At 72.8% G+C, this 12,939-nt stretch carries 12 protein-coding genes and 1 pseudogene; 7 read left to right on the top strand and 6 right to left on the bottom strand.

Features of this window, described 5'->3' with window-relative positions; translation table 11 throughout:
• On the bottom strand, positions 1 to 1,880 hold a 1,880-nt coding region (locus BJF79_RS06805; RefSeq protein ID WP_262401628.1), incomplete at its 3' end, for an arylsulfatase.
• Between the two features lie 100 nt (positions 1,881 to 1,980).
• Between BJF79_RS06805 and BJF79_RS06800 the strand changes: the two genes are divergently transcribed.
• From BJF79_RS06800 to BJF79_RS06785, 4 genes and pseudogenes are all read left to right on the top strand, one after another.
• A complete protein-coding gene (locus BJF79_RS06800) occupies positions 1,981 to 2,673 on the top strand; it encodes a TetR/AcrR family transcriptional regulator (protein WP_075895513.1) in 693 nt (230 codons plus the stop codon).
• Positions 2,674 to 2,756: 83 nt separating this feature from the next.
• Positions 2,757 to 3,809 carry a DUF2330 domain-containing protein gene (locus BJF79_RS06795; protein WP_075895511.1) on the top strand — a complete coding sequence of 351 codons (1,053 nt, stop codon included), beginning with the start codon at positions 2,757 to 2,759 and terminating at the stop codon, positions 3,807 to 3,809.
• 112 nt (positions 3,810 to 3,921) lie between these two features.
• Positions 3,922 to 4,245, top strand: a pseudogene (locus BJF79_RS06790) (ArsR/SmtB family transcription factor); the annotation flags it as partial.
• A gap of 122 nt (positions 4,246 to 4,367) precedes the next feature.
• On the top strand, positions 4,368 to 6,065 hold the full coding sequence (locus BJF79_RS06785; protein ID WP_075895509.1) for a SulP family inorganic anion transporter: 1,698 nt from the start codon (positions 4,368 to 4,370) through the stop codon (positions 6,063 to 6,065).
• A 25-nt stretch (positions 6,066 to 6,090) separates the two neighbouring features.
• On the opposite strand, the gene BJF79_RS06780 is transcribed toward BJF79_RS06785, so the two are convergent.
• A complete protein-coding gene (locus tag BJF79_RS06780; RefSeq protein ID WP_075895507.1) occupies positions 6,091 to 6,534 on the bottom strand; it encodes a winged helix-turn-helix transcriptional regulator in 444 nt (147 codons plus the stop codon).
• Positions 6,535 to 6,673: 139 nt separating this feature from the next.
• Between BJF79_RS06780 and BJF79_RS06775 the strand changes: the two genes are divergently transcribed.
• Positions 6,674 to 7,540: an oxidoreductase gene (locus BJF79_RS06775; protein WP_075895505.1), complete on the top strand. Its 867-nt coding sequence runs from the start codon at positions 6,674 to 6,676 to the stop codon at positions 7,538 to 7,540.
• Between the two features lie 48 nt (positions 7,541 to 7,588).
• Here BJF79_RS06775 and BJF79_RS06770 read toward each other — a convergent pair whose 3' ends face one another.
• The 4 genes from BJF79_RS06770 to BJF79_RS06755 form a co-directional block, all read right to left on the bottom strand.
• Positions 7,589 to 7,861, bottom strand: a complete 273-nt coding sequence (locus tag BJF79_RS06770) for a hypothetical protein (RefSeq protein ID WP_075895504.1) — start codon at positions 7,859 to 7,861, stop codon at positions 7,589 to 7,591.
• Complete coding sequence (locus tag BJF79_RS06765; RefSeq protein WP_075895503.1) at positions 7,816 to 8,889, bottom strand: hypothetical protein; 1,074 nt, start codon at positions 8,887 to 8,889, stop codon at positions 7,816 to 7,818. Before BJF79_RS06765 ends, BJF79_RS06770 begins: the two co-directional genes overlap by 46 nt.
• A gap of 41 nt (positions 8,890 to 8,930) precedes the next feature.
• Complete coding sequence (locus tag BJF79_RS06760) at positions 8,931 to 9,683, bottom strand: peptidoglycan recognition family protein (protein ID WP_075895502.1); 753 nt, start codon at positions 9,681 to 9,683, stop codon at positions 8,931 to 8,933.
• Between the two features lie 128 nt (positions 9,684 to 9,811).
• On the bottom strand, positions 9,812 to 10,426 hold the full coding sequence (locus BJF79_RS06755) for a TetR/AcrR family transcriptional regulator (RefSeq protein WP_075895501.1): 615 nt from the start codon (positions 10,424 to 10,426) through the stop codon (positions 9,812 to 9,814).
• A 172-nt stretch (positions 10,427 to 10,598) separates the two neighbouring features.
• Between BJF79_RS06755 and BJF79_RS06750 the strand changes: the two genes are divergently transcribed.
• Both BJF79_RS06750 and BJF79_RS06745 read left to right on the top strand, forming a co-directional pair.
• A complete protein-coding gene (locus BJF79_RS06750) occupies positions 10,599 to 11,981 on the top strand; it encodes an MFS transporter (protein WP_187356963.1) in 1,383 nt (460 codons plus the stop codon).
• 2 nt (positions 11,982 to 11,983) lie between these two features.
• A complete protein-coding gene (locus tag BJF79_RS06745) occupies positions 11,984 to 12,742 on the top strand; it encodes an SDR family NAD(P)-dependent oxidoreductase (protein ID WP_075895499.1) in 759 nt (252 codons plus the stop codon).
• The last annotated feature ends 197 nt before the right edge of the window (positions 12,743 to 12,939 follow it).

Raw genomic sequence — 12,939 nt, 5'->3', positions numbered from 1 at the left:
GCGCCGGCGCGACCCGGACGGTGGCGGCGGGCGCGGCGACCGTGACGTGCAGGTCGCGCCGGCGACGTAGGCGGCGATGCCGCCGGTCCGGTCGCCGAGAGCGAACAGCACCCCGTCGGCACCGGATTCGGGGACGTCGATCTCGGCGGTGACGCGGCCCCCGGCGGCGAGCGTCGGGAGCGCCTCGTCCGAGACGGGGCCGCCTTCGGGGTAGAGCACCGTGCGGGCGCGGGCGGATGGGCGGGCGGGACGATCGCGTGCAGCCGCCGGGTCAGCCCGTCGGCGAGGGGCAGGACGTCGAACCGGCCGGCCTCGACGAACCAGCGGTTCTCCAGGCGGCGGACGACGTCGGGGTGCAGGTCGGCCACGTCATGGGCTTCGGAGAAGTCGTCCAGGCGGAACAGCGACCACCGGTCCTCGGCGAAGTCGCGGCTGCCTTCCAGGAGCTCCTCCTCGTCGGCGACCCCGGTCGAGACGTGGTCGGTGGTGGCCTTCCAGCCGTCGGCGACGATCGCGCGGGAACCCAGCATCTCGAAGTACTGGGTCGAGCGCGGTGCGGGGGCCCGCGGGTCGCCGAAGGTGGACAGCATGCTGGCGCCGTGCACGCCGTCCTCGGGCGGCGCCACCCCGCAGGCGTCCAGGACGGTGGGCAGGACGTCGATGGCGTGGGTGAACTGGTCGCGGACGGCGCCGGCGTCGGTGATCCCGCGCGGCCAGTGGGCGATCATGGGGACGCGGGTGCCGCCGAGCCAGGTGTAGCGCTTCCAGAGCCGGAAGGGGGTGTTGCCGGCCCACGCCCAGCCCCACGCGTAGTGGGGGTAACCGGAGGTGCCGCCCCAGTCGTCCAGGCGGGCCAGGTTGTCGGCGAGGTCGTCGCGGACGCGATGGGTGAAGCGGTGCTCGTTGCTGGTCCCCGCGACGCCGCCCTCGGCGCTGGCTCCGTTGTCGGACATCAGCAGGATCAGGGTGTCGTCGAGTACCCCGATCTTTTCCAGGGCGTCCACCAGGCGGCCGATCTGCGCGTCGGTGTGGCTCAGGAACCCGGCGTACACCTCGTGCATCCTGGCGTACAGGCGGCGTTCGTCGGCCGTGAGGTCGTCCCACGCCGGCACCCAGGACGGCCGTTCGGTGAGCACCGTGCCGGGCGGGACCACGCCTTCGGCCGACTGGCGGGCGAAGACCTGCTCGCGCCAGCGGTCCCAGCCCAGGTCGAACCGTCCGGAGTAGGCGTCGGCCCACGATCGTTCGACGTGGTGGGGCGCGTGCATCGCGCCCGTGGCGAAGTACAGGAAGAACGGTTTGCCCGGCGCCGACTCCTGCTGGCCGACCACCATCCGGATCGCCTCGTCGGCCAGGTCCTCGGTCAGGTGGTATCCCTCGCCGGGGCCCGCCGGGGGCTCCACATACGAATTGTCCCGGACCAGTTCGGGAGCCCAGTGATTGGCGTCCCCGCGCAGGAATCCGTAGTAGCGCTCGAATCCGAGCCCCAGCGGCCACCGGTCGAAAGGTCCCGCGCCGCTGCGTTCGCCGCGCGGGGTGAGATGCCATTTCCCCACCGCCATCGTGTTCCATCCCGCGTCCCGCAGCAACCGCGGCAGCGTCGGCACCGACGGCGGGATGCGCGCGGTGTAACCGGCGTCGGTCGTCGGCAGGTCGGCGAGAAAGCCCATGCCGACGGCGTGGTGGTTGCGTCCGGTCAGCAGCGCCGCGCGGGTCGGGGAGCACAGCGCGGTGACGTGGAAGCGGTTGTACCGCAGTCCGCCCGCCGCCAGCCGGTCGATGGCCGGGGTCGAGAAATCCGCTCCGTAGCAGCCGAACTGCGCGAAACCCAGATCGTCGAACAGGATCACCACCACGTTCGGCCCGTTCCCGTTGCGCACGTCGCCCACCTCCCGTCGCAGCCCAACTTAATGGAGGCTCATTATTTAGGGAAGAGTTCGGCCGTCTCGTATTTCCGGGGGCTTCGCTAAACTCGACCGAATGGACCAGGACGGACGCCGCTGCGGCTACTCGACCGGTCAGGCCACCAGGCTGCGGCTCCTGGAGGCGGCCGAGGCGCTCTTCGGCGACCGGGGCATCGACTCGGTGAGCCTCAACGAGGTGCGGATCGCCGCGGGCCAGAGCAACGCCGCCGCCGTCAACTACCACTTCGGGTCCAAGGAAGGGCTGCTGCGGGCGATCATCGAGCACCGCATCGCCCGCATCGAGGACGAGCGTGCCGCGATGCTCGACGCCCTGCAAGAGAACGAGTCCGCCGACGCGCGCAGCGTCCTCGCCGCGATCGTCCGCCCCCAGGTCCGCAGCATCGAGCGGGGAGAGCGCTACGTCGCGCTGGCCGCGCAACTCCTCGCCGGCGACCACGACCTGTACGGCGACTACGCGTTCCTGCTGTCGGACCCCGCGTTGAGCCCCAACGGGCAGCGCATCCACGCCCTGCTCAAGGCCCGGGTCGGGCACCTGCCGCCCCCCGTGGCCGACCGCCGCCTCGCGCTCCTCCACACCAGCTCCCTGCGCGCCCTCGCCCAGCACCAGCGCCGGCGCGACGCCGCCGGCGCGCCGCCCACGCCCCTGTTCGTCGCCGAGCTGATCGACGCGCTCGCCGGGATGCTCACCGCGCCCGTGTCGCCGGAGACCCTCGCCCTGCTGGAGACGCGGGCACACGCCGAGCAGTGACCGCACCGTCGCCCCGGACGGGGAACCGGACGGTGGCGCCGACGGTCAAAGTCCTCCGGGAGACGACGATCTAGGAGCGCCGGGTGCGTATTTTCACGCGTGCAGTGACCGTGCTGGGACTGCTGCTCGCCTCGTCGACGGCCGCGGTGGCGCAGCCGGCGTGGGCGTGCGGCTGCGGTGCGATGATCGCCGACAGTTCGGTCCGGGTCTCCGACGAGACGTCGATCGTCCGTTACGACGCGGCGGCGCGCACCGAGGAGATCGTGATGCGGTTGTCGGCCGAGTCGTCGGCGAAGGACGCCGCGTGGCTCTTCCCGACGCCGTCCGAGGCCGAGGTCCGGCTCGGCGAACGCGGCTGGTTCGAGGAGCTCGACGAGCTCACCGAGCCGCGCGTGGTCACCCGGCGGATCTGGTTCCCCGACCTCGGCGGCGGCTTCGGCGCGGGCGACGGAGCCGCGCCGGCCGCCGGGGCGGGCGGCGGCGTCGAGGTGCTGGGCGAGCGCGACCTCGGCCCGTTCCGCGTGGCGACTCTCGACGCGGACGATCCGGACGCGCTGGCGGGCTGGCTGTCCCGCAACGGCTACCGACTGCGCCCCGACCTGGAGAAGGCGCTCGGCCCGTACGTCGAGCAGGGATGGAAGTACGTCGCGGTGAAGCTGCGGCCGAGTTCCGGGGCGCCCCTCACCGGCGCGCTCGACCCGCTGCACGTCTCGTTCGCCTCGGACGAGCTCGTCTACCCGATGCGGCTGTCCGGCCTCGCCGAGAACACGCAGCGGCTGCACCTCTACGTGCTGGGCGAGCACCGGGTGGAGCAGACGACCGGCGAGCGGATGCGGCTGACGTTCGCCGGGCGCGTGACGCCCGAGCAGGTCGGTTCCGCGAAGCTGCGGGAGTTCCTCGGGGACGGGCTGTTCATGACCGAACTCCTCGACGGCCGGATCGATCCCGAGGAGATCGACGACGACTACCGCTTCACCGCGACGGACGACGAGCCCTACCGGCAGGTCGTCTACCGGCGCGAGGTCGTCCGGTTCCTGGGCGTGCCGGCGGGCTGGCTGCTCGTCCTCGCCGCCGGCGGCCTGGTCGTCGCGGTGGGCGCCGGGCTGCTGGTGCACCGCCGCTCCCGGCGCACCTGACCCGCCGCCGTCCTGCCCGGGTGTGCACGACGTCACACCTCTTGTCGACTTGAAGAATTGTGCAATTGGTTAGTCTTGCAACATTCGGACGGTGACGGGTGAAGGGGTGAGCGTGCCGGTTCCGCTGCATCAGGCCAAGGCCGAGCTGTTCAAGACGCTGGGGCATCCGGTGCGGGTCCGGGTGCTGGAGCTGCTGTGCGAGGAGCCGAAGGCGGTGCGCGAGCTGCTCGCCGCGACGGGCGTGGAAGCGTCCAGCCTGTCGCAGCAGCTCGCGGTGCTGCGCAGGGCGGGGATCGTGACCGCGCGGCGCGAGGGGGCGACGGTGGTGTACGAGCTGGCGGGCGCCGACGTGTCGGAGCTGATGCGTGCGGCCCGGCGGATCCTCACCGACCTGCTGACCGGTCAGCGCGAGCTGCTGGCCGAACTGAAGGCGGACGAGCCGGCCGAGCCGTCGGCACCGTCCGAGCCGTCGGCACCGTCCGAGCCGTCGGCACCGTCCGAGCCGTCGGGGCCGGGCGAGCCGTCGGGGCAGGGCGGCCCGGTCGCGGGGAAGCGCGCATGACCGGTGCGACGCGGCGGCTGACCGGGTTGCTTCCGGGCCGGGCCGACTGGGGGCCGACCCGCCGGTCGTGGGGCCGCGACCTGGTGGCCGGGTCGATCGTGGCGGTGGTGGCGCTGCCGCTGGCGCTGGCGTTCGGGGTCAGTTCCGGGGTGGGTGCGCAGGCCGGGCTCGTCACGGCGGTGGTCGCCGGGGCGCTGGCCGCGGTGTTCGGCGGCAGCAACCTGCAGGTGTCCGGGCCGACCGGCGCGATGACGGTGGTGCTGGTGCCGATCGTGGCCCGGTACGGGCCCGAGGGCGTGCTGCTGGTCGGGCTGCTGGCCGGGCTGGTCCTCATGGCGGCGGCGGCGCTGCGGCTTGGCCGGTTCGCGACGTTCCTCCCCGCCCCGGTGATCGAGGGGTTCACCGCCGGGATCGCCGTGGTGATCGCGCTGCAGCAGGTGCCCGCGGCACTGGGGGTGACCGACGTGCACGCCGAGAAGGTGTGGCAGGGCGCGGGCCGCGCCGTCGCCCGGTTCGCGGCCGATCCCGGCGTCGTCGCGCCGCTCATGGCGATCGGCGTCGCGGTGCTGATGCTGGTCGGCGCCCGCCTGCGTCCCGGCGTCCCGTTCTCCCTGGCGGGCGTGGCGATCGCGACCCTGGTCGCCGAGGCCGCCGGGCTGGACGTCGCGCGGATCGGCGCCCTGCCCGCCGGGATTCCGACCCCGTCGCTGGACTTCGTCGACCCGGACGCGATCATCGCGCTGCTGCCGTCGGCGCTGGCCGTGGCGGCGCTGGCCGGGCTGGAGAGCCTGCTGTCCGCCACGGTCGCGGACGGGATGAGCGTCGGCGAGAAGCACGACCCCGATCGGGAGCTGTTCGGCCAGGGCATCGCCAACCTCGCCGCGCCCGTGCTGGGCGGCGTGCCCGCCACCGCCGCGATCGCTCGCACCGCCGTCAACGTCCGGGCCGGGGCCCGCTCCCGGCTTGCCGCCCTGACCCATGCCCTGGTGCTGGGCGCCATCGTGCTCGCCGCGAGCGGCCTGGTCGGCCGCATTCCGCTGGCGGCGCTGTCCGGAGTGCTGCTGGCCACCACCGTCCGGATGGTCGAGGTCGCCTCCCTGACGGCCCTCGCGCGGGCCACCCGCCGTGACGGCCTGGTCCTGGTGCTGACCTTCACCGTCACCGTGGTGTTCGACCTGATCACCGCCGTGGCCGTCGGTGTCGCGGTGGCGATCGTGCTGGCGCTGCGCGCGCTGGCCCGGACGGCCCGGCTCCAGCCCGTCCCGCTCGAAGGCGGCGACCACACCGCCGAGGAGCAGGCGCTGCTCGCCGAGCACATCGTGGCCTACCGGCTGGACGGTCCGCTGTTCTTCGCCGCCGCGCACGGCTTCCTGCTGGAACTGTCGCAGGTCGCCGACGTTCGCGTGGTCATCCTGCGGATGTCGCGGATCACCGCGCTGGACGCCACCGGCGCGGGCGTCCTCGGCGACGCCATCACCCGGCTCGAACACCGCGGCATCCTGGTGCTGCTCTCGGGCATCGACCCCGCCCACGACCAGGTGCTGGCCACCCTCCGCATCGCCGACCACCTGCGCCGCGACGGCCTGATCTTCCCCGACACCCCGGCGGCGATCGCCCGGGCCCGCGTCCACGTCCACGCCGCCGAGGCGGACGGCGGCAGGCCCCCGGCGGGCGCCCGGGAGGCGATGGCGTAGCCCGTCCGCCCGGTGGCCGCGGCGTTCAGCCGGTGCGGGTGTCGTACGTCGCGCGGTTGGCGATCACGTCGTCCATGTGCGTCTCGGCCCAGGTTTTCAGGCCGCGCATCGTGCGGTGCAGCGAGACGCCCAGGTCGGTCAGCTCGTAGGTGACCGTGACGGGCACGGTCGGCTCCACGGTGCGGCGGACGAGCCCGTCGCGTTCCAGCGAGCGCAGCGTCTGGGTGAGCATCTTCTGGCTGACGCCCGCCAGCGTGCGGGCCAGCTCGGAGTAGCGCATCGGCCGGGGCTCGCCGGTGCAGTCGTCGCCCGGCCGCCGGGGGGCGTTGCCGCCGAGGGCGGCGAAGACCAGCGCGACCCATTTGCCGGAGATCCGGCTGAGCAGCTCGCGGCTCGGACACGCCGCCAGGAACGCGTCGTACTCCGCCTTGGCCCGCGCCCGCTGCTGGGCCGCCGTCGTCGTCGCCACTGCCCGCTCCCTCGCCGTACTGGAGGTTCCCTACGCACTTTTAGGTGCCTACTTCCTTCTGGGATGTTACTTCCCCCAGGCTGGGTTGAGGAGAGGTAAGGAACCCTCCACAGCACGCACGAAAGACAGAGGTACGAGCTTGTCCTCCCACTTCCTTCCCGGCGGCACCTGGACCTTGGGCGATCTGCCGGTTTCCCGGTTCGGCTACGGCGCGATGCAGCTCGCCGGTCCCGGGGTCATGGGGCCGCCCGCGGACCGCGACGCCGCGCTCGCCGTCCTCCGCGAGGTCAGGGACCTCGGGATCACGCACATCGACACCGCCGGTGCCTACGGCCCCCGGATCACCAACCGGCTCATCCGTGAGGCGCTGCACCCCTATCCCGAGAATTTGCGCCTGGTGACCAAAGTCGGTGCCGTGCGCGATCGGGACGGCGGTTGGCCCCCGGCCCGCGAGCCGGACGAACTGCGGCGCGCCGTCCACGAGAACCTCGACGATCTCGGCCTCGACGTCCTCGATGTGGTCAATCTCCGGCTCGGGGACGCGCAGGGGCCCCGGCCCGGCTCGCTCGCCGAGCCGTTCGAAGCGCTCGTCGAACTCCAGCGGCAGGGCCTGATCCGGCATCTCGGGGTGAGCAACGCGACGGCGGAGCAGGTGGCCGAGGCGCGCGCGATCGCACCGATCGTGTGCGTGCAGAACATGTACAACCTCGCCCACCGCCGGGACGACGAACTGATCGACGAGCTCGCGGAACAGGGCGTCGCCTACGTGCCCTTCTTCCCGCTCGGCGGGTTCAGCCCCTTGCAGTCGTCGGCGCTGTCCGCCGTCGCCGGCCGGCTGGACGCGGCGCCGATGTCGGTGGCCCTGGCCTGGCTGCTGCGGCGGTCGCCGAACGTCCTGCTCATCGCGGGGACGTCGGCGACGGCGCACCTGCGCGAGAACGTCGCCGGTGCGGGCCTGCGGCTCGGCCCCGAAGACCTCGCCGAACTCGACGAGATCGGTCGCTGACCGGTCGCCGATCGGGGACGCGCGGGACGCGCGGGACGGGCGCGGCGGTCAGAGCCGGTGGGCCCGCGCGCCGTTCTGCACCCAGTGCCATGCGGTCGGTGTCCACTTCTTCTTCAGGGCCGTGCGCTCCTTGGTGTAGGCGGCCAGCGCGGATTCCACGGACTTTCCCAGGTCGGCGATGTCGTCCGGTACGGGAACGCGCAGGACGAGGTGTTGCTTGCCGTGGACGAGGAGCAGTTCGCCGGCGAGCGAACAGGTCGTCAGGGTGAAATGCTTCAGGGGCTTGAACGCCTTGTCGTCCGTGCTGAGTTTGATCGCCAACTGCCCGTCGCGTTCCACGCGTAAAGGCCGTACCGGTTGAGATGGAACGCGTGTCCGCCGCCTGCGGCCACGTTGAAGCACTCGCCTGTGAAAGGGCTGTCCTTCCACGGGTCCATTCCCTGTAGGCGTCCCGCCGACTCGGCTTGGTCGTTGACGAGCGCGAACGCGAACGCGCCGCCCCGGGTGCCGCGCCGGGCGCGCATCGGCACTACGAACAGGTCGTCCGACAGCGCTGCGGGCCGGAGGAGTTCGTGCAGGTCCCAGCGGCTGCCGGACGACCTGGGCGCGAAGATCTCGCGCAGTGACGGCCGCGGCCGGTTGTGCAGGCCGATCGGCCGCCCGTCGAACCGGACGTGGGAGCGCAGATCGTCCTCGGTCTGGCGGGCGGGCTCCGGATCGAACGAGGCCACCGCCCGTACGGACGGCTTGTGGTGCGGAGTCAGCGGGCCGTCCGCGACCCCGACGATGTTGGGCAGCGTGTTGCCGTATCCCTGCACCCCGTACTCGGCGGTAACGCACAGCAGCCGTCCCGACGGTGTCGCGTCGATCGAGGAGGCGAACGGATCGCCCGGCACGAACGGCTCGAAAGCGCGACGGCCCGCCGTTTGGTAGGCGGCCACCGCCGCGCTCAGGTCGGGTGCGATGAGCGTGGTGCAGTCGGGCCGGGCGTTCACCGAAAGCAGACCGTCCGGCAGTACGCACAGCGTCATTTCGTTTCCGTCGGCCACCGCCGATTTCCAGGCGCCGGGATGGGAGGGGCAGATCAGCGCGGTGGCCAGCGGATCGCCGTCCGGGGAGTATCGCGTGATGATCCGGTAGCGGAAGTTCGCTATGGCGGGATCGGGTTCGTCTTCGGCTACGTTCCACGTGTACCGATACACCAGGTACAGCGCATAGAAATCCCCGCAGGGAGCCGCCGCGACGTCTTGGGCGGCGACTTCCCATCCGTTCGAGTACGGCGCGGACAGGTCGATGCGATGGTCGTCCACGAGATGGTCGGGAAGGACGAGCGGAAACGTGTGCGGCATGCGGGGAATGATGCCGGACCGGTCCGACGGTAAGGCCGCGGTCAGCGGGCGGGACGGCCGGTGGGGCCGTGGTCGAAGCGGTGGCGCGGTTCGGGCAGGCCGCTGGCCTCGATCCGCGCGCGGATCTTGATGCGCGGGTCGCTCAGCCCGGCGGCGACCTGGTCGCGGAGCTGCGGCAGCAGCGCGTACAGGGTGTCGCCGGGGCAGGCGGTGCTGTTGTAGTCGCGGTGGCCGACGATCGCCGCGTGCGGGTCGAGTCCGTAGACGTCGCACAGCCAGGCGCAGGTCGCGACGAGCCCGTCCCACAGCGCGTCGGTGGGGCCCTCGGTCATGTAGGTGCCCTCGTTCTCGATGCCGATCGTGTGCTCGTTGTGGCTGAGGGTGTGCGCGCCCATGACGTGGTTTCCGGCGTCGATCGCGTCGAGGCTGCGGTTGCGGCCCTCCATGAGGTGGCCGCCGCGGCTGATCGTGAGCTGCTGGCCGGTGTCGTCCCAGCCGTTGCCGTCCATATGGAAATTCTGGATGGACCGCGACAAATCGAATGCGTGCTCCAGCGAGTAATCCGTGGCGTTCGCCGAGGCGGTGTGGTGGACGACGATGTGGTCGGGCGCCCGGTTCAGGACGGTCGCGGCCGCCTTGGGCGCGCGCGCCCGCCATTCCGCGCGGGTGTAGAGGCGGGGCGCGGCCGCCGTCGCCGCGGACGCGACCGGTACCGGCCCCAGCAGTGCACCGCCCACGGCCGCGGCGGCGCCGCCGAGCAGGCTCCGGCGGGTGAGGCGGAAGTCCGAGGTCATGGGCGATTCCCTTCAGATCCGTTTGCATGGTGATCATGAAGGACGATAACCGAAATGGCCTCTGTTCTGTCTCGGTGTAGGTGAATGATCTGTTATCGGAAGCTTAAGCACCGGCCGTTCGGGTTATTTCAGCAGCGCACGTAGGCGCCCGCGGCGGTCGCGCGGGCGGCGGCGCGGGCGCTCCGGTCGGCGGCGTCCTCGTCCAGCGGGTCGCCGCTGACGAGGAAGCGGTAGTACAGCGGCGCCGAGACCGCGCGGACGACTTCGGCGGCGTCGGTGCCCGCGGGGGCCTCGCCCCGGACGATCGCCTGCTCGACGCACGGGGACCATTCGGCGATCCGGGCGGCGTAGAAGCGGTGCAGCGCCTCGGCGGTGCGCGCGTCGTTCGCCGCGGCCGAGATCACCGCCTTGAACAGCACGCCCTGGCGGGGGTCGGTGAGGGTGCCGAGCACCAGCCGGGCGTTGGCGCGCAGGTCGTCCGCGAGGGCGCCGGTCTCGGTGCGCCGGACGGACTGTTCCGCCATGTCCTGCAGCAGGTCGGCGACGAGGCCCTGCGGGGTGCCCCAGCGGCGGTAGACGGTCGTCTTGCCGACCTCGGCGCGGCGGGCGACCTCGGCGAGGTCCACGCCCGCGAACCCGCACTCGATCAGCGCGTCCTCGGCGGCGCGCAGCACGGCGGTACGGATCCGGGCCGTGCGGCCGCCGGGGCGCACGGTGCCCGGGACCTGCCCTGCGTCACTCATAACGGAACTCCAGTTTCATTAGGACTGACTCTCGTGTTACGGTCGCCCCATCTTAACGGAACTGAAGACCCGTTAGCTCGGGTCGTGAAGGGACACGATGATGGCTGCGTCCACCAGGCCCACCCGCGGGTCCGCCCGACCGGCGGATCCGCCCGCCGCGTCCGCCACGCGGATGACCGGCCGCGAACGGCTGCTGCTCACGCTCTTGCTCGGCGCCCAGTTCATGGTCGCCGTGGACTTCTCGATCCTGAACGTCGCGCTGCCCGAGGTCGGCGCCGGTCTCGGCTTCTCGCTGGCGAACCTGCAGTGGATCGCCACCTCGTTCGCGCTGGCCGCCGCGGGGTTCACGCTGCTGTTCGGCCGGGTGGCCGACCTGGTGGGCCGCAAGCGGCTGTTCGTCGGCGGCATGGCCGTGCTCGGCGCGTCCTCCCTGCTGGGCGGGCTGGCCACCGGCCCGGAGTTGCTGCTGGTCGCCCGGGTGCTGCAGGGGCTCGCCACCGCGGCCGTCACCCCGGCCGGGCTGGCGCTGCTCACCACCGCGTTCCGGGAGGGGCCGCTGCGCGAGCGGGCGCTCGGGCTCAACGGCGCGCTGATGTCGGCCGGGTTCACCGCCGGGGCGATCCTGGGCGGCCTGCTGACGAGCCTGCTCTCCTGGCGCTGGGCGTTCCTGATCAACGTCCCGGTCGCCGCGCTGGTCGTCGTGCTCGCACCCCGGGTCGTCCGCGAGGACCGGTCGCGGGAGCGGCCGCGCCTGGACGTTCCCGGCGCCGTGACCGTCACCGCCGGACTGCTGCTGCTGGTGTTCGGCCTCACCCAGGCGGGCGAGCACGGCTGGACGACCCCGGCGACGCTGGTCGCGCTGGCCGCCGGAGCCGCGCTGCTCGTGGTCTTCTGGTTCGTCGAGCGGCGCACCGGCGAACCGCTCGTCCCGATCGCCCTGCTGAAGCGCCGCAACGTCGTCTGGGGCAACACCGCCGGGGTGATCGCGTTCGTCACCGAGACGTCGCTGGTGTTCCTGCTGACCCTCTACCTACAGAAGGTCCTCGGCTACTCGCCGCTGGCCACCGGCCTGGCGTTCGGGGTCCTCGGCCTCGGCACCGTGCTGGGCGGGACGCTCGGCGGCCGGACGGTCGGGCGCCTCGGCGCCCGCGCCACCATCGCGGCCGGCGGCCTGCTGCAGGCCGCGGCGACGCTGCCGCTCGTCGCGCTCGGCGCGTCCGGCGGCTGGATCTGGCTGCTGCTGGCCGCCACGTTCGCCGGCGGCGTCGGCAACATGCTGATGATCGTCGCGTTCATGGTGACCGCCACGTCCGGGCTGCCGGACGCCGAGCAGGGCCGGGCCACCGGCATCGCCACCATGAGCCAGCAGATCGGCATCACCATGGGCACCCCGATCATGAGCGCGATCGCCACCGCCGCCATGGCCGGGACGACCGGGGCCGCCGCGGTGCTGTCGGGCGTCCGGGTCGCCATCGGCGTCAACGCCCTGCTCGTGGTCGCGGGCGCCCTCCTCGCCGCCGCCTTCCTCGGCCGCCCCACCGGAAAGGACGCCTGACCATGGACCTGGAACTGGCCGGGAAGGTCTTCGTCGTCACCGGGGCGTCCGCCGGGATCGGCGCCGCGACCGCCGCGCTGCTGCGCGCCGAGGCGCCCGCGCCGTCGCGTCGCCCGCCGCGCCGGCGGCGCGACGACATCGCGCCGACCTCACCGAACCGGACGCCGCGCGCCGCGTCGTCGACCGTCCTGGACCGGCACGGCCGCCTGGACGGGCTGGTCGACAACGCGGGCGCGCTCACCTCCCGCACCGGGTTCCTCGACGTCGGCGACGACGACTGGCACGGCACGTTCGAGCTCAACCTGCACGCCGCCGTCCGCATGACGCGCGCCGCGCTGCCCGCCATGCTCGACGGGCGCGGCGGGAGCATCGTGCACGTGTCGAGCGAGGCGGGCCGTCTCCCCGACCCGCCGCTGGTCGACTACGCGGCGGCCAAGACGGCGCTGCTGTCGGTGTCGAAGACGCTCGCCGCCGAGTTCGGCGCGCGCGGCGTCCGGTCCAACGTGGTGTCCCCCGGCCCCACGCGGACCCGGTTGTGGGACGCGCCGGGCGGCTTCGCCGAACAGCTCGCCGCACGGTACGGCCTGCCGGTGGACGCGGCGATCGAACGGTTCGTCCGGGAGGAGCGCCGCCTGCCCACCGGCCGCCTCGGCGCCCCGGACGACGTCGCGCGCGTCATCGCCTACCTGCTGTCCCCGCTGGCCGTCCAGGTGACCGGCGCCGAATGGCCGGTGGACGGCGGTGCGCTGCGGCAGATCTGAGGGTGCGACCTCCGCCCCGATCGGGATGGCCATGATCGGCCGCTTCCCGTCCGGGGCGGCGGCCGGTCAATACGATTTTCAATATGCACCGATATGTCGGCCATTTCGCGGTGGCCGTGGTCATGGCCGCCGCCGGTTGCGGCGGTCGGGATCCGGAGAACACCGACGGGCCGCTGAATCACGAGGTGACGCCGCCG

Source organism: Actinomadura sp. CNU-125, assembly GCF_001942465.1.
Taxonomy (GTDB): Bacteria; Actinomycetota; Actinomycetes; order Streptosporangiales; family Streptosporangiaceae; genus Spirillospora.
This window is presented reverse-complemented; position numbering and strand designations above follow the sequence as displayed.